We start from the raw sequence: 26272 nt of genomic DNA, 5'->3' as shown, positions 1-26272 counted from the left end.
TCTGCCCCTATAGGGCCGGAAACCGCTCACATGGGACGGCGAGCGCGCAGGACGGCGTCGTACGGGAAGCCCGGGCGCCCGTCGGGCTGGACGCCGGTGCGTGCGCGGCGCTCGGCGACCTCGATCGTCCAGCCGGCCAGGGCGTCCCCGAGCTCGGCGACGAGCTGGTCGGCGGTCGCGAAGAACTCCGGCGGGTGGTGGTGCGCGAACTCCTCGGGCATGCCCTCCGGGTCGTGCCCGACGAGCAGCAGCCGCCCGCCCGGGGCCACGGCGCCGGCGAGCCCCGCGAAGATCGGCGCGCGCACGTCGGTCCACAGCTGCATGAAGTGCGCGGTGACGAGGTCGTACGTCCCGGGGACCGGGTCGTGGAGGACGTCGACCCGCGCCGTCGTCACCCGCTCGGCGAGGCCCTCGGCGGCGGCGCGCGCCGCGACCCGGTCGAGGCCGACCTGCGAGACGTCGATCGCCGTGACCCGCCACCCGCGCGCGGCGAGCCACACGGCGTCGCCGCCCTCGCCGCTGCCGACGTCGAGCGCCGTGCCGGGCGCGAGGTCGGCGATCTCCTGGACCAGCACGGCGTTGGGCTCGCCGCTCCAGATCTTCTCGGAGCTCCGGTAGCGCTCGTCCCAGAACGCGGCGGTGAACTGGTCGTGCGTGCTCATGCGGCTCCCTCGTCCTGACCGGCCCGGTGACGCGCGACGGCTCGCGCGATGTCCTCCTCGACGAGGTCGGCGTTGATGCGCGCGCCCGCGAGGGTGCCCTCCGCGGCCGCGGCGACGACCTGCGCGGACAGGTTGCTGACATTGCCCGCGACCCAGACGCCCGGCGCCTCGGTCAGCCCGGTGGCGTCGACGGTGGCGACGTAGCGCCCACCGATGGGGTGGTCGAGGACCTGGACACCGAGGTCCTCGAGCACCGCGCTGCGGGCGACGAAGCGCGGTCCGACGACGAGCGCCTGGCGGGCGACGACCCGGCCGTCGGCGAGGCGCGCGCCGACCAGGCGACCGTCGGCGATCTCGAGGCCGGTCACCTCCTCGTCGATCACGGCGACGTCCAGCGCCGCGAGCTGCTCCGCCTCCTCGGCGGTGAGCGGGGGAGCCTGGTGGCGCAGGTAGACGAGATCGTCGGTGAGCTGGGAGAAGAGCTTCACCTGGTGGAGGGCGTTCGGTCCGGTGCCGAGCACCGCGACGGCCCGGTCGCGCACCTCCCAGCCGTGGCAGTACGGGCAGTGCAGCACGTCGTGGCCCCACAGCTCGCGGACGCCGGGCAGGTCGGGCAGCTCGTCGACGAGCCCGGTGGCGACGAGCAGCCGGCGCGCGTGCAGCGTGTCGCCGGCGGCGGTGTCGACGGCGAACAGGTCGCCGGCACGACGGGCGGCCACGGCGCGCCCGGACCGGATGTGGCCGCCGTACGACTCGACCTCGGCGCGCCCGAGGCGCACCAGCTCGGCGGGCGGCAGGCCGTCGCGGGTGAGGAACGCGTGCACGCCGTCGGCGGGGGCGTTGCGGGGCTCGCCGGCGTCGAGGACGAGCACCGAGCGGCGGGATCGGGCGAGGGTCAGGGCGCCGGACAGGCCGGCCGCGCCGCCCCCGATGACGAGGGTGTCGAGGGGTTCGTCGGTCATGTCCCCACCGTGCTCCGCGGCCCGGCGCGCGGCGAGGATTCTTGCCAGGATGGCAAGCGTGACCGACGTGCTCGACGACCTGGGCGCCCGCCTCGCGACCCGCCGCCGCCGCGAGGGGCTCGGCCTCGCCGAGCTCTCCGAGCGCACCGGGATCTCCACCAGCACCCTCTCGCGCCTCGAGCACGGCGGGCGGCGCGCCACCCTCGAGCTGCTCCTGCCGCTGGCGACGGTCTACGGCACCGGCATCGACGAGCTGATCGGGATCCGCGAGGCGACACCGGCCCGCGACGAACCGGTCTCGCGCACCGAGGACACGGTCATGTACCGGCTGTCGCGCAGCCCCGGCCAGCCCGCGGCGTACAAGTTCGTGTTCTCCCCGGCGCGGAGAACCCCGCCCGCCGAGCTGCCCACCCACCTGGGCTGGGAGTGGGTCTACGTCCTCGCCGGGCGGCTGCGCGTGATCAACGGCGACGACGACCTCGTCCTGCGCCCGGGCGAGGCCACCGAGATCGACACCCGCCGTCCGCACTGGCTCGGCAGCACGGGCGACGGTCCCGTCGAGGTGCTGGCGCTGTTCGGACGCCAGGGCGAGCGCGTGCACATGCGAGGGGCTCCGCCCAGGTGAGTGGAATGGGCGGCCCTGGCGACCCATACCACTCACGTGGGCGCAGCCCATCTCGAACGATTCCGCTCGCTCACACCGGTGGCCTGTCGCACGGTGGAGAAACGGTGCGTGCTGACCGTTCTACGATCCGCGCATGACATCGGCGGAGCTGGACGACGAGGCGCCGGAGGAGCTCACCCTGGCGGGGGAGTTCGACGCCCCGACGCGCGAGCAGTGGCGCGAGCTGGTCGCCGGGGTGCTGGCGAAGTCGGGCCGCGAGGTCTCCCCGGAGGAGGCCGAGGCGGCGATCGCGACGATCACCGACGACGACATCACGATCGCCGGGCTCTACGCCGCGGAGGACGCGCCGGACGTGGACACCGGCGTGCCCGGGCTGCCGCCGTTCGTGCGCGGCGCGCGGCCGGAGGGCCAGGTCGCCGACGGGTGGCTGGTGCGCCAGCGCCACGCCTTCGCGCGCGACGCGAACCTCGAGGACGCCCACGACGTCCTCATGGCCGAGCTGGAGAACGGCGTCTCGTCGCTCTGGCTCGTGCTCGGTGACGCCGGCGGCCCGCCCGTCGACGCGCTGCCGACCCTGCTCGACGGCGTGTTCGTCGACCTCGCGCCGATCGCCCTCGAGGCCGGTCGCGACACCCCGGACGCCGCCGCCGCGCTGCTGCGGTTCGCCGAGCAGGCCGGGTCCGGGGCCATCGGCGGGTCGCTCGGCTACGACCCGCTGCTCGACCGCACGCAGGGCGGGCCGGCGCTGGACGAGGCGTACGAGAACGGCCTCCTCGAGCACGCCAAGGCCGCCGCCCAGAGCCACCCCGACCTGCGCACGGTCGTCGCCGACGCCCTGCCCTACCACCGCGCCGGCGGCAGCGACGCCCAGGAGCTCGGGGCCGCCCTGGCCGCCGGGGTGCACGCGCTGCGGGTCCTGACGCACGCAGGGCTCACCACCGACGAGGCCTTCGCGCGCATCGAGTTCCGCGTCGCCGCCACCGCCGACCAGTTCGCCACGCTCGCCAAGCTCCGCGCCGCGCGCCGCTGCTGGGAGCGCATCGGGAGCGTCAGCGGCGCCTCCGAGAGCGCCCGCGCCATGCACCAGCACGCCGTCACGAGCCCGGCGATGGTCACCCGCCGCGACCCGTGGGTGAACATGCTGCGCACCACCGTCGCGGCCGTCGGCGCCGGGCTCGGCGGGGCGGGCGCCGTCACCGTGCTGCCCTTCGACAGCGAGCTGGGCCGCCCCGACGAGGCCGCCCGGCGCCTGGCGCGCAACACCCAGGCACTGCTGCTCGAGGAGTCGCACCTCGCCCACGTCATCGATCCGGCAGGCGGCTCCTGGTACGTCGAGTCGCTCACCGACGCGCTGGCCCACGCCGCGTGGGAGGAGTTCACGCGCATCGAGCGCGACGGCGGGATCGAGGCCGTCCTCGACGACGGGAGCCTGCTCGCCCGCCTCGACGCGACGTGGGAGCAGCGCGCGACGCGCATCGCCCGGCGCAAGGACCCGATCACCGGCGTCAGCGAGTTCCCGAACCTCGCCGAGGTGCTCCCGACGCGCGACCCGTTCCCGGACGCCGACCACGAGGGCGGCCTGCCCCGCCGGCGCTACGCCCAGGTCTTCGAGGAGCTGCGCGACCGCGCCGACGCCGCCGAGGAGCGCCCGACCGTCTTCCTCGCCACCGTCGGCAAGCTCGCCGAGTACACCGCCCGCGTCTCGTTCACGACGAACCTGTTCGGCGCCGGCGGCGTCGCCACCGTCGAGGGCCCGGGCGGCACCGACGCGCAGGAGATCGCCGAGGCCTTCCGCGGCTCCGGGACGCCGGTCGCGGTGATCGCGTCGTCGGACAAGCTCTACGACCAGCACGCCGCCGACGTCGCGGCCGCCCTGCGCGAGGCCGGGGCGACGCGCATCCTGCTGGCGGGGAAGAAGGACGTCGAGGGCGTCGATGCCACGCTCTACGCCGGGTGCGACGCCGCGGGCGTCCTCCGCGACACCCTCGAGGCTCTGGAGGTCCGATGAGCATCCCGAACTTCGGCGACGTCGAGCTGGGCACGCCCGAGGCCACGTCCCGCGACTGGGAGGCCGCCCTCGAGGAGGCCACCGGCAAGGGCGCCGAGGACCTCGTCTGGGAGACCCCCGAGGGCATCGGGGTCAAGCCGCTCTACACGCAGGCCGACCTCGAGGGCCTCGACTTCCTGCGCACCTACCCGGGCGTCACGCCCTACCTGCGCGGGCCGTACCCGACGATGTACGTGACGCAGCCGTGGACCGTGCGCCAGTACGCCGGGTTCTCCACGGCCGCGGAGTCGAACGCGTTCTATCGGCGCAACCTCGCCGCCGGGCAGAAGGGCCTGTCTGTCGCGTTCGACCTGCCCACGCACCGCGGCTACGACTCCGACAACCCCCGGGTGTCCGGCGACGTCGGCATGGCCGGGGTGTCGATCGACTCGATCCTCGACATGCGCCAGCTGTTCGACGGCATCCCGCTGGACCGCATGTCGGTGTCGATGACCATGAACGGGGCCGTGCTCCCGGTGATGGCGCTCTACGTCGCCGCCGCCGAGGAGCAGGGGGTGTCGCCGGAGCAGCTGGCCGGGACCATCCAGAACGACATCCTCAAGGAGTTCATGGTCCGCAACACCTACATCTACCCGCCGAAGCCGTCGATGCAGATCATCTCGGACATCTTCAGCTACACCAGCGAGAAGATGCCGAAGTTCAACTCGATCTCCATCTCCGGCTACCACATCCAGGAGGCCGGAGCCTCGGCCGACCTGGAGCTGGCCTACACGCTGGCCGACGGGGTGGAGTACCTGCGAGCCGGGAGCAACGCCGGCCTCGACGTCGACAAGTTCGCGCCGCGCCTCTCGTTCTTCTGGGGCATCGGCATGAACTACTTCATGGAGATCGCCAAGCTACGCGCGGCGCGCCTGCTGTGGGCCAAGCTCGTCCACGCGTTCGGCGCGAAGAACCCGAAGTCCTTGAGCCTGCGCACGCACTCGCAGACCTCCGGCTGGTCGCTGACCGCGCAGGACGTCTACAACAACGTCGTCCGCACCTGCGTCGAGGCGATGGCCGCCACCCAGGGCCACACCCAGTCGCTGCACACCAACGCCCTCGACGAGGCGCTGGCGCTGCCGACCGACTTCTCCGCGCGCATCGCCCGCAACACCCAGCTGCTGCTGCAGCAGGAGTCGGGCACGACGCGCACCGTCGACCCGTGGGGCGGCTCGGCGTACGTCGAGCGCCTGACCCGCCAGCTCGCCGAGCGCGCCTGGGCCCACATCCAGGAGGTCGAGTCCACCGGCGGCATGGCGCAGGCGATCGATGAGGGCCTGCCGAAGATGCGCATCGAGGAGGCGGCCGCGCGCACCCAGGCGCGCATCGACTCCGGGCGCCAGCCGCTGATCGGCGTCAACAAGTACCCGCTGACCTCCGGCGAGGAGGTCGACGTCCTCAAGGTCGACAACAAGGACGTGCTGCGCCAGCAGGTCGAGCGCCTGCAGCAGCTGCGCGACGACCGCGACGGCGACGCGGTCCGGTCCTCGCTCGAGGCCCTGACCAACGCCGCGCGCGCCGCGTCCGAGGGGACGCGCGAGAGCGGGCTGGACGGCAACCTGCTCAAGCTCGCCATCGACGCCGCGCGGGCCAAGGCGAGCGTCGGCGAGATCTCCGACGCGCTCGAGGAGGTCTACGGCCGGCACCGCTCGGACGTCCGGACGATCTCCGGGGTCTACCGTGACGAGGTGGGCGAGAACTCCGCCGTCGAGCAGGCGCGCGCCGCGGCCCAGCGCTTCGAGGAGGCCGAGGGCCGCCGGCCCCGCATCCTCGTCGCGAAGATGGGCCAGGACGGCCACGACCGCGGGCAGAAGGTCATCGCCACCGCGTTCGCCGACCTCGGCTTCGACGTCGACGTGGGCCCGCTGTTCCAGACGCCGGCCGAGGTCGCCCGCCAGGCCGTCGAGGCCGACGTGCACGTCGTCGGCGTCTCGTCGCTCGCGGCCGGGCACCTGTCGCTGGTCCCGTCGTTGCGGGACGAGCTGAAGGAGACCGGCGCGGAGGAGATCCTCATCGTCGCCGGCGGCGTCATCCCGCCCGGCGACCACCAGGAGCTCCTGGACAACGGCGCCAGCGCGATCTTCGGGCCGGGCACGGTGATCGCGGAGGCGGCGACGCAGCTGCTGGAGACGCTGACCGAGCGCCTGGGGCACGGGGCGTCCTGACGGCGCTGCGGTCAGCTCCGCCCGCGCTGAGGGCGGGCCGGGACCGGGCGAGCCGGCGCTGACTCTCGGGTGTCCCATCGGGTGCTGGCGAGCCGTCGTTCGGCAATCGTCAGCAGGTCGAAGACCTCGGTCGCGAGGTAGCCGGTTGTGCGCCCGTCGAGCTGCTGGCGGACGACGATCCCTGCCTCGGCCAGCTCCTCCAAGGCGGCACGAGCCGGTGGGAACGAGATGTCCCCGAGGAGACGCTGCACGGTCTTCGTCGTCATGATCGGCGTCCCGGGCAGGAGCTCCAGGAGACGGGCGACCCCCGATCCACTGCGCGGCTTCTCGCGCACTCCGCGTTCGACTCGCGCGGTGCTCAACCGTTCTTCCCACTCAGAGGTCAGGGAGCGGAGCTGATCCGCGAACGTCCGAGCCTGGTCGACCGCGGTCGAGGCGGCTTCGACGAACAGCTCCACCCATGCGGCGAGTCCGTCGTTGGCGGCTCGACTCGTCGGCGAACCGGTGTGGCGAAAGGCGGCCAATCCGCGGATGTAGTCCTCGGACCGGGTGAGGAGGACGAGACTGACCGGGAGGACCGAGCCCTGCGTCAAGCCCCGTCGAGTGAGGACCGTGTGGATGAGGGCTCGACCGACCCGACCGTTGCCGTCGACGAACGGATGGATGGTCTCGAACTGGGCGTGGACGAGCGCTGCGTGGACGAGCGGCCCGGCCGTCGCGTTGTCCACGTAGTCCGTGAGGTCCTCCATGAGCCCTTGGACCAAGCGGGCAGGGGGAGGCACGAAGTCGGCTTCGAGTGGATTCCAGGCGCTCCCTCCGATCCAGTTCTGGGCACTCCGCACTCCGTGCAGTTGCTCGTCCGGAAGGAGCGCGCGATGGAGATCCTCGATGCCGTCCACGCTGACGACGTCCGCCTCGACCAGGCTCGACGCCGCGGCGCGGAGGACTGTCACGTTGTTCGCGACGAGCTGCGCGGTGCTGGTGAAGCCACCTCGACCTAGCCCCTCTCCTTCGGCGAGCTCGGCGAGGGCGACCTGCCGCGCCGAGACCTGGAGGCCCTCGATCCGGGACGAGGCGATCGCTTCCGAGCGCAGGAGGAAGCGGGCCAACCCCTCCAACGCGCCGATCTCGGGACCGGCGACGAGATCGGCGATGGCCCGCTCGACCTGGTTCGCCCGTCGCCCGAGGGGTGGGGGCAGTGAGATCGGTCGGTCGGCGAGCTCGTCCGGGCGGTAGGCGTGGAAGATTCCGCCCCGGCGATCACGGCTCCCCGGCGCGCCGAGGGCCGGTTCCCACCGCTGGTCCAGCCATGTAGCCATAGGTCTCAACCCTTGCTCACACACACGCCGACTCAGGTTTGGCAACTAAAGTTTAACGGACGGCGCCGACGTCAAGGCTTGCCGGATACCGTCCTGTTCAGGCTGCTCGGGGCAGGCCTGAGATGGTCCCGACCATCAGGCTCAGTCGCTAGATTGACGTCGTGACCGAGCGGATCGGCGTGGACGAGGCGCAGGAGCGACTCGACGAGCTGCTCGACCGTGTCGCGACAGGCGAGGAGTTCGTCATCGCCCGCGACGGCAGGCCGGTTGCTCGTCTCGTGTTGCCTCGTGGTTCGTCGGAGCCTCCCTCCGCCTGATGAGCTGATCCGTGTCGTCCAGGGGCCGAAGGCGTCGGATGCGATCGATCAGAGCAGCGGCGTCGAGCACGACGACTCCGGGTGGCGCTCCCGTGACCGTAGAATCACCGATCATGTCCTACGCGGATACCGGACAGACGACGTGAGCGACATCGACATCGAGAAGTACGTCGACGGCGTCCGGTCCGGCTCGCGGCTCTGGATCGGGCGCGCGATCACGCTGGTCGAGTCGTCGCGTCCCGACCACCGCGAGGCCGCCCAGGAGCTGCTCGTCGAGCTGCTCCCGCACGCCGGCGGGGCGCGGCGGATCGGCATCTCCGGGGTGCCCGGGGTCGGGAAGTCGACGTTCATCGGCGCGCTGGGCTCGACGCTCACGGCGGCCGGGTCGAAGGTCGCGGTGCTCGCGGTCGACCCGAGCTCGACGAAGTCCGGCGGCTCGATCCTCGGCGACAAGACGCGCATGAACGAGCTGGCGACCGACGACGACGCGTTCATCCGGCCCTCGCCGACCGCCGGGACGCTCGGCGGCGTCGCCAAGGCCACCCGCGAGACGATGGTCGTGATGGAGGCGGCGGGTTACGACGTCGTCATCGTCGAGACCGTCGGCGTCGGGCAGTCCGAGACGACCGTCGCGCAGATGGTCGACTCGTTCCTCTTCCTGACCCTCGCGCGCACCGGCGACTCGCTGCAGGGCATCAAGCGCGGCATCCTCGAGATCGCCGACGTCATCGCCGTGAACAAGGCGGACGGGCCGCACGCGCGCGAGGCCAAGCGCGCCGCGCGCGAGCTCGAGCAGGCGCTCGCGATGCTCCGCGGTGAGCGCGAGACGTGGAAGGTGCCGGTGCTGACCTGCAGCGCCGCCGAGAAGACCGGCCTCGACGACGTGTGGTCGGCGCTCGTGCGCCACCAGGAGCACCTCGAGTCCGAGGGCGGGCTGGCCGCGAAGCGGGCGCGCCAGCAGGTCGACTGGACCTGGCAGATGGTGCGCGACCGGCTGCTGGGCCGGCTCAAGGACCACCCGGAGGTCAAGGGGATGCGCGGCGAGCTGGAGCGCGAGGTCGAGGCGGGCGAGCTGACCCCGGCCCTGGCGGCCGACAGGATTCTCGACTCCTTTCTTGAGTCTTGACTTATATCAGTCAATACTCATAGGCATGGACGTCCACCACGAGATCGCGGCGACCCGCCGCACCGTCGGCTCCCGCACCCTCGAGGCCGGGGAGGCCGCGGTCGTCACCCTGAGCCGCGCGTTCCCCACCGACGTCGCCGACCTCTGGTCCGCGTGCACCGAGGCCGACCGCATCGGCCGCTGGTTCCTGCCGGTCAGCGGCGAGCTGCGCCTCGGCGGGCAGTACCAGCTCGAGGGCAACGCCGGCGGCACCGTCACCGCCTGCGACCCGCCGAGCGGCTTCGACGCGACGTGGGAGTTCGGGGGCGGGGTCAGCTGGATCGAGGTGCGGCTGACCCCCGACGGCGACGGCGCGCGCTTCACACTGACCCACATCGCGCACGTCGACGACGACCACTGGCGCATCTACGGCCCGGGCGCCGCGGGGATCGGGTGGGACCTCGGGCTGCTGGGGCTGGGCCTGCACCTCGGGACCGGCGCCGGCGTCACGCCCGAGCAGGCGGAGGAGTGGTCGGCGTCCGACGAGGGGCGGCTGTTCGTCCTCGGCAGCGGACGCGCGTGGGCCGAGGCGAGCGTCGCGTCCGGCATGGAGCGCGGGGAGGCCGAGGCCCGCGCCGACCGCACGGTCGCGTTCTACACGGGCGCGGAGGTCTGAACGGGTATCCACCGGGCATGAGCGAGGAGCCGTCGGGCGGGCAGAACCCGCTGTGGGGTGTCATCAGCGGCCTGCGCGGCATGGCCGAGAACGTGGTCCGCGCGGCCGGTGCGCCGCTCAGCGAGCTGCCGGCGCTGCCCGAGGTCGCGACGCACCCGGGCGCGATGTCGGCGGCGCAGCTCGGGGCGATGCGCACGGCGATCCAGGCGCAGCGCGACGCCGTCGCCGCCATGCAGAGCCAGCTCGCGGCCTTCGACGAGCAGCTCCAGGTGTTGCAGCGCCTGCTCGTGCCGCTGGCGGAGTGGAGCGCGACCTGGGCGCGCCTGGAGTCGCAGGTCGTGCCGGGGTCGCGGTCGTCCTCGTCGGACGGGGACGAGAAGCGCGGCTAGCGACCGAGCGGCCCCGGGTTGGTGGCGGACCGGGTCCGGGTAGCCCGATCGGTACGCCGCGCGCTCTGAGGCCCCACGTCGCTGCCGGACCCATCGCGCACCGGACCAACGAGGGCGGTCACCGATGGGGGTCTCGACGGCGAGCTTCGTGACGACGGTGGTCGTCGGCATCGTCATCACGGTGGTGGTGGGCGTGCTCCTGCGCCGGATCGCCCGCGACTTCCTCGCGGAGGTCTACGGGGACCGGTCGCTCTCGGCCTCGCTGAACTACCTGCTGGTCACCCTCTACTACCTGTTCGCCCTGGGCCTGCTGACCCTGGTGGCGAGCGCGGACCTCGGCCTCGCCGGGGTCCAGCTGGTCGTCGTCCGGATCGGGATCTTCCTGCTGGTCCTCGGCGGGGTGTACGGGCTGACGGCGCTGGCGCTGGAGCGCGCACGCAGGCGTCAGCGGGAACAGACCCTCGAGGAGGACTTCCGGGGGCGCGGGTGAGCGACTAGTTGCTGATGGCCGGCGCCGCGCCGATGAAGCGCTCGTCGGTGAGCTGATCGACGAGGAACGCCGCGACGTCGACGCGCGCCATCGGGGTCCCGACGTCGTCGCGGCCGAGGAACCCGGCGCGCTGCGTGCCGTTCGAGGGGATGTCGACCGGGGCCGTCATCCGGGCCAGCGTCCAGTCCAGGCCCGAGGTCGCGACGACCTCGCTGATCCCCTGGACCTCCTTCAGCGCGCCCGGGATCAGCAGCCCGATCCCGACCGGGACGAGGCGCTCGATCACGCTCGGGCGGTCGCGGGGGTCGGGGACGCTGACGGTCCCGAGGGCGATCAGTCGCCGCACGCCGGACTCGTGCATGGCGTCGACGATCGTCCGCGTCGCGTCGGTCAGGGGACCGGCGCGCAGGAACGGGTCGATCGCGGGACCGAGGGCGCTGATCACGGCGTCGGCGCCGTCGACGACCTTCCGGATCGCCGGCGCGTCGTCCAGCTCGGCGACGACGACGTCGAGATGCGGGTCCTCGATGGTCAGCTTCTCGGGCGAGCGCACCAGCGCGGTGACCTCGTGACCCTCGTCGAGCAGGCGTTCCACGACGAGGCGGCCGATCTTGCCGGTGCCGCCGAACACGGTGACGTCCACACGGCCGAGTACCCGCTGTGCGCGTCCCCGCGCGTCGTCCAGATCACACGGCTGGATCACACGGGTCAGCGCGCGCGCCAGACCGGGTCCCGCTTCTCGACGAACGCCGCGACGCCCTCGACGCGGTCCTCGCTGGTGTACGGGTCCGGGCCGACGTCGAGGCGCAGCGCCGCCGACAGGGGCAGCGAGGCGCCCTTGCCCAGCGCGGCCTTGTAGCGACGCACGGTCAGCGGGGCGTTGGCGGCGATGCGCGACGCCAGCGATGCCGCATCGCCGGCGAGCTCGGCGCCCGGGACGACGCGGTTGACCAGGCCCCAGCGGGCGGCGTCGTCGGGGGCGATGTCGTCGCCGGTGTAGAGGATCTCGTAGGCGATGCCGGGCGGGAGCATGCGGCTCACGAGGTGGGCGCCGAAGTTCGCGCCCATGCCCCGCTTGGCCTCGGGGAGACCGACGCGGGCGTGGTCGGCGACCAGCCGGATGTCGCACGCCAGGGCGAGCTCGAAGCCGCCGCCGAGGGCCCAGCCGTTGATCGCGGCGATCGTCGGCCGCGGGCACTCGAGGACGGTCTCGAAGACGTTGCGAGACACGCCGCCCATCGGTCGCAGACCTCTGTCCGAGGCGGTGTCGTTCTCGCGGATCTCCCGCAGGTCGACCCCCGCGCAGAACGCCCGCTCCCCGGCGCCGGTGAGGACGACGACCCAGACGTCGGGGTCGTCGGCGAACCCGTCGAACGCGGCGACGAGGTCGCGCTGGAGACCGGTCGAGAGCGCGTTGAGACGCTCGGGCCGGTCCAGGGTCACCGTCGCGACCCGGTCGGCGACCTCGACGACGAGGCCGTTCTCCGTGCGCACGTCAGACCCTCACTCCGCGGGAGATCGTCGGCCACAGCGCCTCCGGGCCGCCCGCGGCGAGGGTGTGGCCGAGCCGCGTCGACCACGCCCGTTCACCGCCCCACTCGTCGCGCCAGGACCAGAGCCGCCGGGTCAGGACGCCGAGCGAGAACTCGCGGGTCACGCCCATCGCCCCGGTCGCCTGGTGCGCAGCCGCGGCGACGAGGCCGGCCGCCTCGGAGGCGACGGCGGACGCGGCAGCGACGTCGAGCTCCGCCGGCTCGCCGTCCGGGCCGGCGCCGACCGCCGCGGACCGCGCGGCCATCGCCGCCATCTCGGCCTGCTCGGCGAGGCGGACGAGGTGGTCGGCGACGGCCGGGAACTTCGAGACCGGGCGCCCGAACTGCACGCGCTCGCCGGTGTAGGTGACGGTGACCTCGAGGACCCGGCGGGCGGCGCCGGCGATCTGCGCGGCGCGCGCGAGGGAGCCGCGGCGGGCCAGGAGGTCGCGGGCGTCGGCGGGCGCCGGGGCGGTGGTCTCGGGGACGACGCCGTCGAGGTCGACGCTCTCGCGGGGCTCGCCGGCGAGGTTGTGACCAGCGGAGATGCGGGCGGCGGCCGGGTCGACGACCGCGACCACCACGCCGTCGGGACCGTCGGCGAGCACCGCGATCCGGGACGAGGCCGACGCCCACGGGACCCGCGCGAGCCGGCCCGCCAGGGACCCGTCGCGCAACCGGACGTCACCGGTGCCGGTCGTCAGCGCCCCGTCCGGCAGCGCGAGACCGGCGGAGGCGAGCAGGCGCCCGGCCAGCAGCCCGGTCTCGGCGACGGGCACCGGCGCGGCCGCGGCACCGGCGGCCTCGAGCACCGCGCACGCCTCGGCCACCGAGCCGCCCGCGCCTCCCGCGGACTCGGGGACGCCGACCGTCGTGAACCCGCCCGCGTGCAGCGGCTCCCACACCCCGGCGGCCCAGCCGTCGCGCTCGGCGGCCTCGAGGACCTCCGGGGAGACGCGGTCGGCGAGCAGGTCGGCGACGGCGTCGCGGACCTCGCGCAGATCGGCCCCGGCGCTCATCGCGCACCCCGCGTCAGCGCCTTGGCGGCGATCCCGCGCAGCACCTCGGTGGTGCCGCCGCGCAGCGTCCACGTCGGGGCGTTGAGCACGCACTCGGCGAGCAGCACGTCGAACATCGTCGGGCCTCCCGGGTCGATCTCGCCGCCCGCGGCGTCGCGCAGCGTCTCGACGACCTGCTGCTCGAACGTGGTGCCGATGTCCTTGACCAGCGACGCCTCCACCGCGGGGGCCTCGCCCTCGTCGAGGGCGCGCGCGACGGCCAGGGAGAGCTGGCGGATCGTCCACATCTGCGCGCCGATCCGTCCGATCGCGGCGGCGCGGACGTCGTCGGGGACGCGCCCGTGGACGTCGAGGAACGCGCGGTAGAGGCCGAGGACCGAGAGGTAGCGGTCGGGGCCCGAGCGCTCGTGGGCGAGCTCGGCGGTGACCTGCGCCCAGCCCTGCCCGACCTCGCCGAGCACCCGCTCGTCGGGGACGAACACGCCGTCGAGCACGACCTCGTTGACGTGCTCCTCGCCGTCGATCAGCGGGATCGGCGAGACGTGCACGTCCTCGTCGGACAGGTCGACGATGAGCTGCGAGAGCCCGGCGTGACGATCGCCCTCGCCCTGCGGGGTCGTGCGGCAGAGCATCGCGGCGAAGTGGTTGAGGTGGGCGTTGGTGGTCCACACCTTGGTGCCGGTGACGCGCCAGCCACCGTCGACGCGGGTGGCCGCGGTGCGCACCGACGCGAGGTCGGAGCCGGCGTCGGGCTCGCTCATGCCGAGCGAGAACCAGCACTCGCCGGCCGCGATCCGGGGCAGGAACCACTCGCGCTGCTCCTCGGTGCCGAAGCGCAGGAAGGCGGGCGCGGACTGGCGCTCGGCGATCCAGTGCGCGGCGATCGGGGCGCCCGCGGCGAGCAGCTCCTCGATGACGACGAATCGGCGCACCGTGCTGGCGCCCGCGCCGCCGTACCGGGTGGGGATCGACATGCCCACCCAGCCGCGCTTCGCGAGCGTGCGCGTGAACTCCGGGTCGTGGCGCCCGCCGAGGCCCAGTCCGGGCCGGAAGCCGTCGGGGAGGGTGTCGGCGAGGAACGCGCGGACCTCCTCGCGCAGCTTCTCCTCGTCGGCGGACAGCGGGGTCGGGTCGAAGATCACTGGGTTCCCCTCCGGCGCTGGCTCCACATCTGCGTGGCGCGCTCGAACTCGACGGCCGCGTCCCACGGCAGGCCCGGCGGGCCGGTCTCGGTGCGGAACGAGCGCGCGGCCTCGCGGGCCAGGTCCGGATCCTTCGCCGGCACGGCCGCGAGCGCGAGGGCGGTGTCGTCGACGTCCTCGTCGGCGACCGCGCGCCAGGCCAGCCCGATCTCGGCCGCCCGGGTGCCGTCGATCTCCTCGCCGAACAGGCCCATCGCGGCGGTCGCCTCGCGGCCGGCGGTGCGGTTCGCGATCGTGAAGAAGCCGCCGCCGGGGTGCAGGCCGATGCGCAGGAAGCCCGCGAGGAGGCGGGCGTCGCGGGCGACGACGCGCAGGTCGGTGGCGAGCATGAGGTTGATCCCGGCACCGACCGCGGCGCCGCGGACGGCGGCGATCGTCGGGACGGCGAGGGTGCCGACGCGCCGGAACGCGCCGTAGACCGCGCCGGTGTCGCGGAAGGCGCCGTCCTCGGCCTGGTCGGCGCCGGGGTTCCAGGTGCGGCGGTCGGCGCCCGAGCAGAACGTGCCGTTCGCGCCGCGGACGACGGCGGCGCCGACGGAACGGTCGGCGTCGACGGTGTCGCACGCGTCGGCCAGCTCGCGGCCCATCACCGGGGTCAGCGCGTTGCGGACGTCGGGGGCGTCGACGGTCAGGACCGCGACGCCGTCGGTGATCTCGAGACCGATGGAGCCCATCTACTTCTCCGTCCTGAGCACGTCGACCGCCACGGCGTGTCGCGGATCCGAGCGTGTGGCGATCCTGGCTTCTGACGCCAGCGAAGCCGCATCGCTGGTACGACTCGCCGGCCGGAGGACCAGCGGGTTGACCTCCAGCTCGCCGAGCCCGGGGACGTCGCACGCGCGGGAGAGGCGGACGATCGCGTCGACGGCGGCGTCGAGGTCCACGCCCGGGGCGCCGCGGTGACCTTCCAGCAGCGGCCAGCAGCGCAGCTCGCCCAGCATGGTCCGCGCCGTCTCGGGCGTGACCGGCGCGAGGGCGTGGACGACGTCGCGGTGCACCTCGGTGGCCGTGCCGCCGTGCCCGACCGTGAGCACCGGCGGCCAGCCGTCCCGCCCGCCGTCCACCGACACCAGCAGCTCCACCCCGGCCGGCACCTGCTCCTGCACGAGCACGCCGGTGACGCCCGGCAGCGCGGCCAGCTCGGCGTGCACCGCGGCCGCCTCGCTCGTCCGGACGCCGAGCCGGACCGCCCCGGACTCCGTCTTGTGCTCGAGCCCCTCGGCCTTGAGGACGGCGGTGCCGCCGAGCTCGGCGACGTCGCCGGCCGGGTCGGAGGACCGCAGCGACCGCGCCCGCCGCACGCCCAGCGCGTCGAGCAGGTCCCAGCCGTCGCCGGGGACCGGGTCGAGGGGAGCGGTCGGTGCCGGGACCGCTCCGGGCGGCGCTGCGACGGCGTCGAGCACCCGCACCGCGAGCGCGATCGACGAGAACACCGGGATGCCGGCCTCGCGCAGCAGCGCCCGGGCGGGCGCGGTGCCGTCCTCGCCGGCCATCCAGACGACGGCGACGGGCGGGGCGTCGGGGCCCTGCTCGGCGACGGTGGCGGCGAGGTCGCGGGCGAGCGCCACCGCGGTCTCGCCGACGAGCATCGTCAGCAGCACGAGCACCGCGTCCACCGACGCGTCGGCGCGCACGATGCCGCAGACCTCGCCGAACTCGCCGCCGTCGTTGAACAGCTGCGCGGTGACGTCGACGGGGTTGGCCACCGCGCCGAAGGCGGGCACGAGGCGGGCGAGCTTCTCCTGGGTCTCGGCGGTCAGCTCGGGGACCGCGAGTCCGGCGTCGCTGGCCCGGTCGGCGGCGAGGATGCCGGCGCCGCCCGAGCTCGTGACCAGCCCGACCGAGCGCCCGGCGGGCCCGTGCCGGCCCCGCAGCATGGTGGCGGCCGCGAGCAGCTCCTCGACGTCGTCGACGAGCACCACGCCGTGGCGGCGCGAGACCAGGCGGAAGGCCGTGTCGTCGCCGAGCATCGCGCCGGTGTGCGAGACCGCGGCGCGCCGCCCGGGCTCGGAGCGCCCGGAGCGCAGGACGACCAGGGCCGTGGCGTGCGCCCGGGCCTCGGCCGCGAGCGCGGCGTAGTCGTCGGGGTCGGGCAGCGACTCGGCGTAGACGGTGAGCACCGTGATCTCGGGGTTGGCGACGAGGTGGCGCCCGATCTCGGTGAGCGACACGTCGGCCTCGTTGCCGGTGCTGACCCAGGCCGACAGGTCGAGCCCGCGCTCGGCGGCGACGTCGAGCACCGAGCCCCCGATCGCCCCGCTCTGCCCGACGTAGGCGATGCCGCTGGAGCCGGTCAGCGGGCGCTCGCCGGCGCCGGTGAACGTCGCGAACAGGCGGCTGCGCGCGTCGTAGAGGCCCTGGCAGTTGGGCCCGAGGACGCGGGTGCCGGCCGCGCGCGCGGCGGCGACCAGCTCGTCCTGCAGCGCCCGGCCCTCGTCGCCGACCTCGGCGAACCCGGACGCGAACACGACCACCGCGGCCGCGCCGGCCGCCCCGGCCTCGGTGACGGCGGCGGCGGCCCGCTCGGCGGGGACGAGGGCGAGCGCGAGGTCGACGCCGCCCGGGACCTCGGCGAGCGAGGCGACGCACGGCACCCCGCCCAGCTCGGCGTACTTCGGGTTGACCGGGTGCACCCGTCCGGCGAAGCCCCGCTCGGTGAGCCAGCGCAGCGGGCGCGCCATGGGGTTGTCCGCACGGCCGGTGGCGCCGATGAGGGCGACCGAGCGCGGCGCGAGGACCCGGTCCCAGTCGGTGCTCACGAGCCCGAACCTAGGTCGGCGGACCGGGACGGCACAACCGATGGAACATCATTTCGTATCCAATCCTGTGCAGACGCGCACCCGTTACGCTCCTGCGGGGGAGGTGGAGCGGTGGTCAGCACGGAGACGGAGCCCGCGCGACGGGCGACGAGCGTGCAGCGCGCGGTGGCGGAGATCCGCCGGATGCTGCGCTCGCGCGAGCTGGTCCCCGGCCAGCAGGTGCGCCAGGAGACGCTCGCGGCGCGCCTCGGCGTCAGCCGCATCCCGGTGCGCGAGGCCCTCAAGACGCTCGAGGCCGAGGGCGTCCTGCGCCACGAGCCGCACGTCGGCTACGCCGTGGCGCGGCTCAACGCCGACGAGCTCGCGCAGGTCTACCTCATGCGCCGGGCCCTGGAGACCGAGGTCATCCGCGCCTTCCCGCGGCTCTCCGCCGACCAGCTCCGCGAGCTCACGGCGCTCAACGAGGCGATCACCGAGCAGGTCGACAAGGTCGACGTGGCCGGCATCGTCGCCGCCAACCAGGCGTTCCACTTCGCGATGTTCCGGCTCTCGGGGCTCGACCTCGTCGTCGACGAGATCGACCGCCTGTGGCGGCGCAGCGAGCCCTACCGGACGGTGCACCTCTACGACTCCGGCGGCCGCGCCCGGGTGGTGCGCGAGCACCGCAAGATGATCACCGCGCTGCGCCGCGGGGACACCGAGGCGGTGGTCGCGCTGATGGACGCGCACCGCGACCACACCGTCGCCGACCTGAGCGCCGCCCTGGGGCTGCCCCCGAGGGCGTAGCCAAAATCGTATCCAATCCGCTCTGGACGCGGTCGCTGTGACCCACCTAACCTCCGTCACACGAACGGCGCGCGCAGCGACGCGCGGTGACCGCGGAGGAACCCATGACCGCCGAGCAGGACCGCCCGGACACCGGCGCGGGCACGACGCGGACCGCCGCGCCGGCCGGGACGGAGCCGCCGGAGTACACCCCCGGCGAGCGGCGCCGCATCCTCGGCGCGGCGTGCCTGGGCTGGGGCATGGAGTACTTCGACTTCATGCTCCCGACGCTGCTCGCGGCGGCGATCATGGCCGACTTCGACGTCTCGGCCGGCCTCTTCGGCGTCGCCGTGGCGGGCCAGCTGGTCGGCTCGGCGATCGGCGGCGTGCTCTTCGGCTGGCTCGGTGACCGGTACGGGCGCCGGCGCACGCTGATCTGGTCGATCCTCATCTACTCGATCGCCACCGGTCTGGTCTTCTTCGCGCCGAACTTCGCGGTGTTCCTCGTGCTGCGGATCCTCACCGGCATCGGCACCGGCGGCGAGTGGGCCGTCGGCTTCGCCTGGCTCAACGAGGCCTGGGCACCGAAGCGCCGCGGGCTCGGCGGCGGCGTCGTGCAGGCGTCGCTGTGGCCCGCCTACGCGCTCGCCGTGCTCGTCGCCCAGCTCGTCTCGGACAACTGGCGGCTCGCCTTCCTCATCGGCGTCCTGCCCGCGCTCGCCTGCATCTGGATCCGCTTCGGGTGCCGCGAGTCGCGCCAGTGGGAGGAGCTGCAGCGGCGCAAGGCCGCGGGCCTGCTCACCGGCACGACGGCGGAGAAGGCGTCGCGCTCGCCGTGGCGGCAGCTCGTCGCGCGGGACTCGCTGCCGATCGTGCTCGTCGGCCTGGTCGTCGCGTTCGGTGCGCAGTGGGTGCCCTACACGGCGACGGCGTGGATGCCCTCGATGCTCAAGTCCGACCTCGGCTTCGACGCGGGCACCGCGAGCCTCGTGCTCTACGTCGCCTCGGCGATCTCGTTCGTCGGCTTCATCCTCGCCGGCTGGATGTCCGACCGCTGGGGACGCCGGCGCGTGTTCGTCACGTTCGCCGCGCTCCAGACCGTCACGTTCGCGGTGATGCTGGTGCTCGCGCTCGGCGGGACGGGGCTGAACAACTTCGTCTGGCTCTACCTGGCGTCCAGCCTGTTCCTCGGCTACTTCGGCATCTTCGGGGTGTGGTTCGGCGAGCTGTTCCCGACCCGCATCCGCTCGCTGGGCTCGGCCGCCGCCTACAACATCGGCCGGGGCCTGTCGGGCATCGGGACGATCATCGGCGGCGTGGTCGCCACGAGCGCCGGCTACGGGATCGCGGTCGGCATCGCCGTCGTCGGCGCCGCGATCGTCACCGTCGCCGCCCTGTTCCTGCGCGACCGCGCCGGTCGCGTCATCACCGCGGACGAGTAGGGAGCCCCGTGAGCGAGCCGCACTACGAGGTCCTGGGCCCGCTGGGCCCCCGCGAGGTCGGCGACGTCGCCGAGCACGAGCGTCCGTCGTCGCTGGCGGGCCGGCGGGTGGCCTACCTCTGGGACGAGCTCTTCCGCGGCCCGGAGATGTTCGTCGTGATCTCCGAGGTGGCGCGCGAGCGGCACGGCGACGTCGGGTTCGTCGGGTGGGAGGAGTTCGGCAACTTCCACGCGTCGGCCGCCGAGGAGCGCCGCGTCCTCGAGGCCCTGCCGGAGCTGCTGCGCGCCCACCGCGTCGACCTCGTGGTCGCCGCGGTCGGTGCTTGAGGCTCCTGCATGCCTGCCGTGATGCGGGCAGCGGCCACCGCCGAGCGCGCCGGGGTCCCGGCGGTCGCGATCGGCGGCGCGGGGTTCGAGGGCATGGGGCGGGCCGTCGGGAAGTCGCTCGGCGTCGGGCACGTCCCGATCGTCAGCTACCCCGGCGTCATCCTCACCGACCCCACCGAGGTGTTCCGGCAGAAGATGCGCGAGCAGGTGGCGCCGGCGGTGGTGGACGCGCTGGTGGCGGGCTCGGCGACGGTGGTGCCGGAGGAGCCGGAGCAGGACGACCACGGCCCCACCGAGATCGTCGCCCGCGGTGACCTGGACGCGGTGCACGACCTGTTCGACGCCCGCGGCTGGACCGACGGCCTGCCGATCGTGCCGCCCACGCCGGAGCGGGTCGCGGCGTTCCTCGACCACACCCGCCGCGACCCCGACGAGGTCCTCGGCGTGCTCGCGCCTGAGCTGCGGCAGGCGACGGTGCGCAGCGTCGCGGTCAACGGCGTCATGGCCGGCTGCCGGCCGCAGGACCTCCCGGTGCTGCTGGCGATCGTGGAGTGCGTCGCCGACCCGGTGTTCCGCGTCCAGGACGCGGGATCGACGCCGGGGTGGGAGCCCCTGGTCGTCCTGTCCGGGCCGGTCGTGGAGCGACTCGGCTTCCACAGCGGCACCGGTGCGCTGCGGGTCGGGCGGCGCGCGAACACCGCCGTCGGGCGCTTCCTGCGCCTGTACCTGCGCAACATCGCGGGCCTGCGCATCCTGCCCGGGCAGACCGACCAGGGCGCGATCGCCTCGACGTGGCACGTCGCGCTGGCCGAGGACGACGCCGCCGTGCGGTCGCTGGGCTGGCCGTCGTTCCGCGTCGACCGGGGCTTCGACGACGGCGACAGCGTCGTCACCGTGCAGAGCGTCGTCGCCGTGAGCGCACCGATCTACTCCGGCGGCGAGACGGCCGCCGACCACCTCGAGGCGCTGACGACGATCTTCGGCAACGCGATCGGACCCTGGGCCTACACGGGGCTGGAGTTCGGCGCGTTCCACCCGCTGCTCGTCCTCGGGCCGGCGGTGGCGACGGCGCTCGCGGGCTTCGGTGTCGACAAGGACGCGCTGCGGAGCCACCTCGCCGAGCACATGCGGGTGCCGGTGCGCCAGCTCCAGGCCTGCGCCTGGAACGTCGGGTCGACGAGCTTCGACCTCGACGCCTCGGTGGCGGCCGGCGAGCTCGACGAGCGCTACGCGGGCGCCGACCCCGACCGGCTCGTCCCGATGGTGCCGCGGGCGGAGGACATCGGGATCGTGCTGGCGGGCAACGCGAGCCGCAACCAGTCCCGCGGCTTCGTGCAGAACCACGTGCAGGGTGTGCCGGTGAGCCGGCGGATCGAGGAGGGCTCGGAGTGACGGAGACGCAGCGCAGCGGAGCTCGACCATGAGCACCGACTGGGACGTCGTGGTCGTGGGGGCCGGCATCGCCGGCCTGACCGCGGCTCGGGCCTGCGCCGAGCGCGACCTGCGCGTCGTCGCCCACGACGCGCTCGCGCCCGGCGGGCAGCTGATCAACCTCGGCGCGCTCGCCGACTGGCCCGGGCCGCCGACCACCGGTCCCGACCTCATGGGCGCGCTGCTCACCGACGTCATGGACCGCGGCGTCGAGATCGCGTACGGCGAGGTCACGGGCCTGCGCGCCGACCCGCTGACCGTCGAGGCCGCCGAGGGCCCGGTCACGACGCGCGCGGTCGTCGTCGCCACCGGCCGGCGGCCGGGACGTCTCGACGTCCCCGGCGCCGACGCCTGGGAGGGCCGCGGGCTCTCGCACTGCGCGACGTGCGACGGGCCGCTCCACGCCGGGCGCGAGGTCGTGGTCGTCGGCGACGACGAGTGGACCGCGCGCGAGGCGCTCGAGCTCGCCGGGATCGCGAAGAGGGTCACGCTGGTCGGTGCGGCGCCGGGGTGGTCCGCCTCCTCGACGCGTCGCCTCGCCGAGGCCGTGGAGGTGCGGACCGGCACGGTGACCGCGCTCGAGGGCGACGGGACGCTCGGCGCGGTCCGGCTCGCCGACGGTGAGGTGCTCGACGCGTCGGGCGTCTTCGTCTACACCCACGCCGACCCGCGGAGCGAGCTGCTCGACGGGCTGCCCGCCGACGCCGCGGTGTGGTCCGCCGGCGACGTCACCGGCGCCGACCGGACCCTGCTCACGGCCGCCGCGGACGGGCTGCGCGCCGGGCTCGCCGTCGTCGCCCGTCTCGAGGAGTCCTGATGCACATCGTCGACCCGACGTCCGGGATCGCGTCGTCGGAGACGGTGGCCGTGGCCGTCTCCGAGGGGAGCCGGGCGGGCGCCCTCTGCGGCCTCTCCAACTCCAAGCCCGGCGCCCACGACCTCCTCGAGGCCGTCGGGCGGCGCCTCGCCGACGACCACGGGATCGGGCCGAACGGGCTGGAGGCGAAGCCGAGCGCGGCCGTCGGCGCGGACCCGGAGCTGCTCGACCACCTCGCCGCGCAGTACCGCCTCGCCGTCGTCGCGATCGGTGATTGAGGCTCGTGCTCGTCGTGGAGTCTCCACGACTCGCTCGAGCTCGAGCGCCGCGGCATGCGCTCGATCCTCGTCGTCACCTCGTCGTTCCTGCCGCTCGTGCAGGCGCAGGCCAAGGCACGCCGCGCCGAACCCCGGCTCGTCGTCGTCGACCACCCCATCGGCGGGCTGTCGCCGGAGGAGTTCGCCGGGCGCGAGGAGGCGGCGTACGCCGGGGTGGTCGCGGAGCTGCGCGGGATGGGGGAACTGTCGTGAGCGACGTGCTGGACCTACCGGACGTCGACGACGCCTGGGCGTGGATGGCCGCGTGCGAGGAGCGTGGCTGGGGCGACGGGCTGCCGACGATCCCGCCGACCGAGGAGCGGGTGGCGGCGATGCTGGCGGGGGCACCGGCGGTCGAGCTCGGCCCGCTCCCGCCGCGCGGGGTCACGCCGACGCTGCGCTCGATCGCGGCGAACGCGGTGATGGCGGGGTGCCGGCCGGCGGACCTGCCGGTGGTGCTCGCGGCGGTCGGCGCGGTGCAGGACGAGGCCTACAACCTGCACGGATCGCTCGCGACGACGCACCCGTGCGCGCCGATGGTGATGGTCTCGGGCCCGGTGCGCGCAGCGCTCGGGCTCAACGGCGGCGGCAACTGCCTCGGCCAGGGCGCGCGGGCCAACGCCGTGATCGGGCGGGCGCTCTCGCTCGTCCTGCTGCACGTCGGCGGCGCGCGACCGGGCGTGCTCGACCGCTCCACGCAGGGCTCGCCGGCCAAGTACACGTTCTGCTTCGCCGAGTCCGACGAGACGCCGTGGGACCCGCTGGCGGTGCAGCGGGGGTTCGCGGCGGGCGACAGCGTCGTGTCCGTCATGGCCGCCGAACCGCCGCACAACGTCAACGACCACGGCAGCACCACCGGCGCGGAGATCCTCCTGACCGTCGCCGGGACGATGGCGCAGCCGGGCTCGAACAACGTCTACGTCCGCGGGCCGCACCTGCTGCTGCTCGGGCCCGAGCACGCCGCGACGCTGGCCCGCGACGGGTGGACGCCCGCGTCGATCCGCGCGCACCTCTGGGAGCACGCGCGCATCCCGGTCGCGCACGTCTCGGAGGGCAACAGGCGGCAGTTCGTCGAGTGGGGCGTCGAGCCCGACGGGGACGCGTACACGGTCAGCGACGACCCGGAGAACCTGCACATCGCCGTGGCCGGCGGGGCCGGCAAGCACTCGGCGTGGATCCCGTCCTTCGGCGGGACGGCGCTGGTGTCGCGCGTGGTGCCGTGATCGTCCCCGAGGGCACCGACGTCGTCGAGGCCACGGCGTCCTTGCTCGCGGAGGGCATCGGGGACGGGCTCCCGGTGGTGCCGCCGACGCCGTCGCGGGTGGCGGCGGTGCTCGGGGACACCGATGACCCGGACGCCGAGCTCGGGGCGGTGCCGCCGCTGTTCGGGTCGCTGACGGCGCGGCTGACGGCGACCTGCTGCGTGCTGGCGGGGGCGCCGGCGGGCGCGCTGCCCGTCGTGCTCACGGCCGCCACGGCGTGCCTGGCGCCGGAGCTCAACCTGCTCGGCGTCGCGACGACGACCGGGACGGCGGCCGTGGCGATGATCGTCGCCGGGCCGGTCGCCGCGCGGATCGGGCTGACCCACGGCACCGGGATGCTCGGCCCCGGACCGCACACGAACGGCGCGGTCGGCCGGGCGCTGGCGCTGACCCTGGCGACCGCCGGCGGCGTGCAGCCCGGCACCACGACGATGGCGACCACCGCCCAGCCCGCCCGCTACACGTGCTGCCTCGCCGCGGACCCGTCCGGACCGTGGGGCACGGCGCCGGACTCGGTCACCGTGCTCCCGATCGGCGGCACCGCCGAGGTCCTGCCGCGCGACGACCGCCCCGACCCGGACGCCGTGCTCGACCCCCTCGCCGAGGCGCTCGCCGGCGCCGTCCGCGCCGCCGGTGACCTCACCCTCGGGCGCGACCTGACCCAGGCGGTCGTCCTCCCGCCCGAGGTCGCGGCGCGCCTCGCGCCGACCTTCCCCGACGTCGCCGATCTCGTGGCGGAGCTGCGACGACGAGGCGATGCGGCGCTGGGCCACCGGGTCGGCGACGTCCTCCCGATCGTCGCCGGCGGCCCGGGCGTCAAGATGCTCCACCTGCCCGGCTGGATGGGCGGCTCCCGCCCCGTCACCGTCCGTATGTGAGCGAACTTCGGTGCTATAGCACCGAAGTTCGCTCACATACTCCGTCCGGCCTACGTGAGCGGAATTCCCGGCTATCGCCGTGAATTCCGCTCACGTGGTCAGGTGCGGGCCCCGCCGGCGCCGTCCGGGACCACGACGGTCGCCGCCGTGCGCGCCGCCGAGCCGCGGACCGAGACCCGGTCGACGACCTGGAAGTCCGCCCGCCACTCGCGCGGCGTCACCGTGCTGCGGACGTAGCCGCGCCGGCGGTCGAGGACGCGGATGTGCGGGTTCTCCGCCAGCAACGCCGCATCGCCCGCGAACCGCGGCGCGCCGTCGCCCCCCGAGCTGATCGAGGACGTCACGAGCTCGGTCGCCACGGGCCGCGAGCCGGGGTCGCTGAAGTCGGCGAGCACGTCGACCGCGTGGTGGGCGTGCACGTCGCCGGTGAGGATCACGGGGTTGGGCGTGCGGGCGGCGACGAGGTGGTCGCGCAGGGCGTCGCGCTCCACGGCGCAGTCGTCCCACGAGTCCTCGTCGAGCGCCACGGACGGGCCGGCCGCCAGGTCGCGCGGCGCGAAGAACACCTGCTGGGCGAGCACGTTCCAGCGCCCCGTCGGCCGCGCGAGCCCGTCCCACAGCCACGCCCGCTGGTCGGCGCCGAGCAGGGTCCGCGCCGGGTCGCGGGGGTGGGCGGGGTCCTGGTCGCTGCGGAAGCGGCGGGTGTCGAGCAGGTGCATGTCGACGAGGTCGCCGAACGCGAGCCTGCGGTGCAGGAGCATCTCGGGGCCCACGGGCCGCTGGGCGCGGCGCAGCGGCAGGTGCTCCCAGAACGCGCGGTAGGCGTCGGCGCGCCGCAGGCGGAAGACGGCCGGGTCGTCGTCGGGCTCCCCGTCGCGCTGCGAGACGTCGCCGGCCCAGTTGTTCTCGACGTCGTGGTCGTCGACGGTGACCGCCCACGGGAACGCGGCGTGCGCGGCCTGCAGGTCCGGGTCGGTCCGGTACTGGGCGTGGCGCACGCGGTAGTCGGCGAGCGAGGACGCCTCGGTGGCGGGGAGGTGGGCGCGCCCGAGCGCGCTCGCGGCGGGGCTCTCGTAGATGTAGTCGCCGAGCCAGACGACGAGGTCGAGGTCGTCGCCCAGCATCGCGGCCCAGGCGTTGTAGAAGCCGTCCTGGCGGCACTGGCAGCTCGCCGCCGCGAACGCGAGCCGGTCGACGCGCGCGCCCGGCGCCGGGGCCGTGCGCGTGCGGCCGACCGGGCTCGTCTCGGTCCCGGCGCGGAAGCGGTAGCAGTAGTCGGCGCGCGGGCGCAGGCCCGCGACCTCGACGTGCACGGCGTGCGCGTCCTCGGGCCTCGCCACGGCGCTCCCGCGCGCGACCACCCGCCCGAACGCCTCGTCCTCGGCGATCTCCCACCCGACGAGCACCGGCCGGTCGGCCATCCCCCCGCGCCCGTCCGCGGCCAGCGGGTCGGGGGCGAGGCGGGTCCAGAGCACGATCCCGTCGGGCGTCGGGTCGCCGGACGCGACGCCGAGCGTGAACGGGTAGGGCATCGCGGCCGGCGGGTCGGCGACCGACACCCACGGCACCCCGAGCGTCACCGCCGCCCCGGTGAGCGCCACCGCGCCGCCGAGCAGCGTCCGGCGGGACACCCGGACTCCGCCCATGCGCCTCCTCCGTCCGGCCGGACCGGGGAGCGCCGATGAGCCGGTGTCGTTCCCCCGCCCTCACCAACGGATGACCCCTCCCCGGCGGTTCGGACGTTCCGTGACCGATCTGGATCCGG

General features: G+C 74.5%; 26 protein-coding genes. 16 read left to right on the top strand and 10 right to left on the bottom strand.

Annotation, left to right across the window (positions count from 1 at the left end; translation table 11 throughout):
• Positions 1–26 precede the first annotated feature (26 nt).
• Together EV188_RS09525 and EV188_RS09520 are read right to left on the bottom strand one after the other, a co-directional pair.
• Positions 27–662, bottom strand: coding sequence for an SAM-dependent methyltransferase (locus tag EV188_RS09525; RefSeq protein ID WP_133825980.1), 636 nt, complete (start codon positions 660–662; stop codon positions 27–29).
• Positions 659–1624, bottom strand: coding sequence for an NAD(P)/FAD-dependent oxidoreductase (locus tag EV188_RS09520; RefSeq protein WP_133825979.1), 966 nt, complete (start codon positions 1622–1624; stop codon positions 659–661). Before EV188_RS09520 ends, EV188_RS09525 begins: the two co-directional genes overlap by 4 nt.
• Before the next feature lie 49 nt (positions 1625–1673).
• Between EV188_RS09520 and EV188_RS09515 the strand changes: the two genes are divergently transcribed.
• The 3 genes from EV188_RS09515 to scpA all read left to right on the top strand — a co-directional run bounded on the left by EV188_RS09515 (position 1674) and on the right by scpA (position 6461).
• Complete coding sequence (locus EV188_RS09515; RefSeq protein WP_133825978.1) at positions 1674–2249, top strand: helix-turn-helix domain-containing protein; 576 nt, start codon at positions 1674–1676, stop codon at positions 2247–2249.
• A 133-nt stretch (positions 2250–2382) separates the two neighbouring features.
• On the top strand, positions 2383–4257 hold the full coding sequence (locus EV188_RS09510; RefSeq protein WP_133825977.1) for a methylmalonyl-CoA mutase family protein: 1875 nt from the start codon (positions 2383–2385) through the stop codon (positions 4255–4257).
• On the top strand, positions 4254–6461 hold the full coding sequence (gene scpA / locus EV188_RS09505) for a methylmalonyl-CoA mutase (protein ID WP_133825976.1): 2208 nt from the start codon (positions 4254–4256) through the stop codon (positions 6459–6461). The genes EV188_RS09510 and scpA overlap by 4 nt, the downstream gene beginning before the upstream one ends.
• Before the next feature lie 11 nt (positions 6462–6472).
• Here the strand turns inward: scpA and EV188_RS09500 are convergent, their stop codons facing one another.
• Positions 6473–7780: a Fic family protein gene (locus EV188_RS09500; RefSeq protein ID WP_133825975.1), complete on the bottom strand. Its 1308-nt coding sequence runs from the start codon at positions 7778–7780 to the stop codon at positions 6473–6475.
• 161 nt (positions 7781–7941) lie between these two features.
• Here EV188_RS09500 and EV188_RS09495 point away from each other — a divergent pair, with 161 nt between their 5' ends.
• The 5 genes from EV188_RS09495 to EV188_RS09475 all read left to right on the top strand — a co-directional run bounded on the left by EV188_RS09495 (position 7942) and on the right by EV188_RS09475 (position 10757).
• On the top strand, positions 7942–8097 hold the full coding sequence (locus EV188_RS09495; RefSeq protein WP_208114085.1) for a type II toxin-antitoxin system Phd/YefM family antitoxin: 156 nt from the start codon (positions 7942–7944) through the stop codon (positions 8095–8097).
• 142 nt (positions 8098–8239) lie between these two features.
• Positions 8240–9223: a methylmalonyl Co-A mutase-associated GTPase MeaB gene (meaB, locus tag EV188_RS09490; RefSeq protein ID WP_133825973.1), complete on the top strand. Its 984-nt coding sequence runs from the start codon at positions 8240–8242 to the stop codon at positions 9221–9223.
• 25 nt (positions 9224–9248) lie between these two features.
• Positions 9249–9878, top strand: a complete 630-nt coding sequence (locus EV188_RS09485; RefSeq protein ID WP_133825972.1) for an SRPBCC family protein — start codon at positions 9249–9251, stop codon at positions 9876–9878.
• A 17-nt stretch (positions 9879–9895) separates the two neighbouring features.
• Positions 9896–10267, top strand: coding sequence for a hypothetical protein (locus EV188_RS09480; protein WP_133825971.1), 372 nt, complete (start codon positions 9896–9898; stop codon positions 10265–10267).
• 124 nt (positions 10268–10391) lie between these two features.
• Positions 10392–10757 (top strand): hypothetical protein, encoded by a 366-nt coding sequence (locus tag EV188_RS09475; protein ID WP_133825970.1) that lies wholly within the window; start codon positions 10392–10394, stop codon positions 10755–10757.
• A 4-nt stretch (positions 10758–10761) separates the two neighbouring features.
• Here EV188_RS09475 and EV188_RS09470 read toward each other — a convergent pair whose 3' ends face one another.
• The 6 genes from EV188_RS09470 to EV188_RS09445 all read right to left on the bottom strand — a co-directional run bounded on the left by EV188_RS09470 (position 10762) and on the right by EV188_RS09445 (position 17269).
• Positions 10762–11400: an NAD(P)-dependent oxidoreductase gene (locus EV188_RS09470; RefSeq protein ID WP_133825969.1), complete on the bottom strand. Its 639-nt coding sequence runs from the start codon at positions 11398–11400 to the stop codon at positions 10762–10764.
• 65 nt (positions 11401–11465) lie between these two features.
• Positions 11466–12251 carry an enoyl-CoA hydratase/isomerase family protein gene (locus EV188_RS09465; RefSeq protein WP_133825968.1) on the bottom strand — a complete coding sequence of 262 codons (786 nt, stop codon included), beginning with the start codon at positions 12249–12251 and terminating at the stop codon, positions 11466–11468.
• Between the two features lies 1 nt (position 12252).
• A complete protein-coding gene (locus EV188_RS09460; RefSeq protein ID WP_133825967.1) occupies positions 12253–13308 on the bottom strand; it encodes an acyl-CoA dehydrogenase family protein in 1056 nt (351 codons plus the stop codon).
• Positions 13305–14450 (bottom strand): acyl-CoA dehydrogenase family protein, encoded by a 1146-nt coding sequence (locus EV188_RS09455; protein ID WP_133825966.1) that lies wholly within the window; start codon positions 14448–14450, stop codon positions 13305–13307. The genes EV188_RS09460 and EV188_RS09455 overlap by 4 nt, the downstream gene beginning before the upstream one ends.
• Positions 14447–15184, bottom strand: coding sequence for an enoyl-CoA hydratase-related protein (locus EV188_RS09450; RefSeq protein WP_133825965.1), 738 nt, complete (start codon positions 15182–15184; stop codon positions 14447–14449). Before EV188_RS09450 ends, EV188_RS09455 begins: the two co-directional genes overlap by 4 nt.
• Entirely contained in the window at positions 15185–17269 is a 2085-nt protein-coding gene (locus EV188_RS09445) for an acetate--CoA ligase family protein (RefSeq protein WP_133825964.1), read from the bottom strand.
• Positions 17270–17380: 111 nt separating this feature from the next.
• On the opposite strand from EV188_RS09445, the gene EV188_RS09440 reads away from it, so the two are divergent.
• From EV188_RS09440 to EV188_RS09400, 8 genes are all read left to right on the top strand, one after another.
• Positions 17381–18055: a GntR family transcriptional regulator gene (locus EV188_RS09440; RefSeq protein ID WP_208114084.1), complete on the top strand. Its 675-nt coding sequence runs from the start codon at positions 17381–17383 to the stop codon at positions 18053–18055.
• A 104-nt stretch (positions 18056–18159) separates the two neighbouring features.
• On the top strand, positions 18160–19476 hold the full coding sequence (locus tag EV188_RS09435; RefSeq protein WP_133825963.1) for an MFS transporter: 1317 nt from the start codon (positions 18160–18162) through the stop codon (positions 19474–19476).
• Between the two features lie 8 nt (positions 19477–19484).
• On the top strand, positions 19485–19802 hold the full coding sequence (locus EV188_RS09430; RefSeq protein ID WP_133825962.1) for a UGSC family (seleno)protein: 318 nt from the start codon (positions 19485–19487) through the stop codon (positions 19800–19802).
• A gap of 9 nt (positions 19803–19811) precedes the next feature.
• Positions 19812–21194 (top strand): hypothetical protein, encoded by a 1383-nt coding sequence (locus EV188_RS09425; RefSeq protein WP_166659800.1) that lies wholly within the window; start codon positions 19812–19814, stop codon positions 21192–21194.
• Between the two features lie 28 nt (positions 21195–21222).
• The gene (locus EV188_RS09420) at positions 21223–22050 is read left to right on the top strand and encodes an NAD(P)/FAD-dependent oxidoreductase (RefSeq protein ID WP_133825960.1); all 828 of its coding nucleotides are present in this window, start codon (positions 21223–21225) and stop codon (positions 22048–22050) included.
• Positions 22050–22580 (top strand): UGSC family (seleno)protein, encoded by a 531-nt coding sequence (locus tag EV188_RS33195; RefSeq protein ID WP_424922918.1) that lies wholly within the window; start codon positions 22050–22052, stop codon positions 22578–22580. The genes EV188_RS09420 and EV188_RS33195 overlap by 1 nt, the downstream gene beginning before the upstream one ends.
• Positions 22577–23590 carry a hypothetical protein gene (locus EV188_RS09405; protein ID WP_208114083.1) on the top strand — a complete coding sequence of 338 codons (1014 nt, stop codon included), beginning with the start codon at positions 22577–22579 and terminating at the stop codon, positions 23588–23590. The genes EV188_RS33195 and EV188_RS09405 overlap by 4 nt, the downstream gene beginning before the upstream one ends.
• Positions 23587–24507, top strand: a complete 921-nt coding sequence (locus EV188_RS09400) for a hypothetical protein (protein WP_133825957.1) — start codon at positions 23587–23589, stop codon at positions 24505–24507. The genes EV188_RS09405 and EV188_RS09400 overlap by 4 nt, the downstream gene beginning before the upstream one ends.
• Positions 24508–24605: 98 nt before the next feature.
• Here EV188_RS09400 and EV188_RS09395 read toward each other — a convergent pair whose 3' ends face one another.
• Positions 24606–26153: an alkaline phosphatase D family protein gene (locus EV188_RS09395; protein WP_133825956.1), complete on the bottom strand. Its 1548-nt coding sequence runs from the start codon at positions 26151–26153 to the stop codon at positions 24606–24608.
• Positions 26154–26272 lie beyond the last annotated feature (119 nt).

Origin of the sequence: Actinomycetospora succinea (genome assembly GCF_004363095.1) — a bacterium.
Lineage (GTDB): Bacteria > Actinomycetota > Actinomycetes > Mycobacteriales > Pseudonocardiaceae > Actinomycetospora > Actinomycetospora succinea.
Note: the sequence above shows the minus strand (reverse complement) of the source record. Positions and strands in the feature narration are given on the sequence as shown.

Bases quoted from the DNA above. Each gene is read 5' to 3' on its own strand.
- EV188_RS09525 (WP_133825980.1), bottom strand. From the start codon at position 662: ATGAGCACGCACGACCAGTTCACCGCCGCGTTCTGGGACGAGCGCTAC.
- EV188_RS09480 (WP_133825971.1), top strand. From the start codon at position 9,896: ATGAGCGAGGAGCCGTCGGGCGGGCAGAACCCGCTGTGGGGTGTCATC.
- EV188_RS09435 (WP_133825963.1), top strand. From the start codon at position 18,160: ATGACCGCCGAGCAGGACCGCCCGGACACCGGCGCGGGCACGACGCGG.
- EV188_RS09425 (WP_166659800.1), top strand. From the start codon at position 19,812: ATGCCTGCCGTGATGCGGGCAGCGGCCACCGCCGAGCGCGCCGGGGTC.
- EV188_RS09460 (WP_133825967.1), bottom strand. From the start codon at position 13,308: ATGAGCGCCGGGGCCGATCTGCGCGAGGTCCGCGACGCCGTCGCCGAC.
- scpA (WP_133825976.1), top strand. From the start codon at position 4,254: ATGAGCATCCCGAACTTCGGCGACGTCGAGCTGGGCACGCCCGAGGCC.
- EV188_RS09420 (WP_133825960.1), top strand. From the start codon at position 21,223: ATGAGCACCGACTGGGACGTCGTGGTCGTGGGGGCCGGCATCGCCGGC.
- EV188_RS09510 (WP_133825977.1), top strand. From the start codon at position 2,383: ATGACATCGGCGGAGCTGGACGACGAGGCGCCGGAGGAGCTCACCCTG.
- EV188_RS09520 (WP_133825979.1), bottom strand. From the start codon at position 1,624: ATGACCGACGAACCCCTCGACACCCTCGTCATCGGGGGCGGCGCGGCC.
- EV188_RS09485 (WP_133825972.1), top strand. From the start codon at position 9,249: ATGGACGTCCACCACGAGATCGCGGCGACCCGCCGCACCGTCGGCTCC.
- EV188_RS09500 (WP_133825975.1), bottom strand. From the start codon at position 7,780: ATGGCTACATGGCTGGACCAGCGGTGGGAACCGGCCCTCGGCGCGCCG.
- EV188_RS09515 (WP_133825978.1), top strand. From the start codon at position 1,674: ATGGCAAGCGTGACCGACGTGCTCGACGACCTGGGCGCCCGCCTCGCG.
- EV188_RS09450 (WP_133825965.1), bottom strand. From the start codon at position 15,184: ATGGGCTCCATCGGTCTCGAGATCACCGACGGCGTCGCGGTCCTGACC.
- EV188_RS09395 (WP_133825956.1), bottom strand. From the start codon at position 26,153: ATGGGCGGAGTCCGGGTGTCCCGCCGGACGCTGCTCGGCGGCGCGGTG.
- EV188_RS09475 (WP_133825970.1), top strand. From the start codon at position 10,392: ATGGGGGTCTCGACGGCGAGCTTCGTGACGACGGTGGTCGTCGGCATC.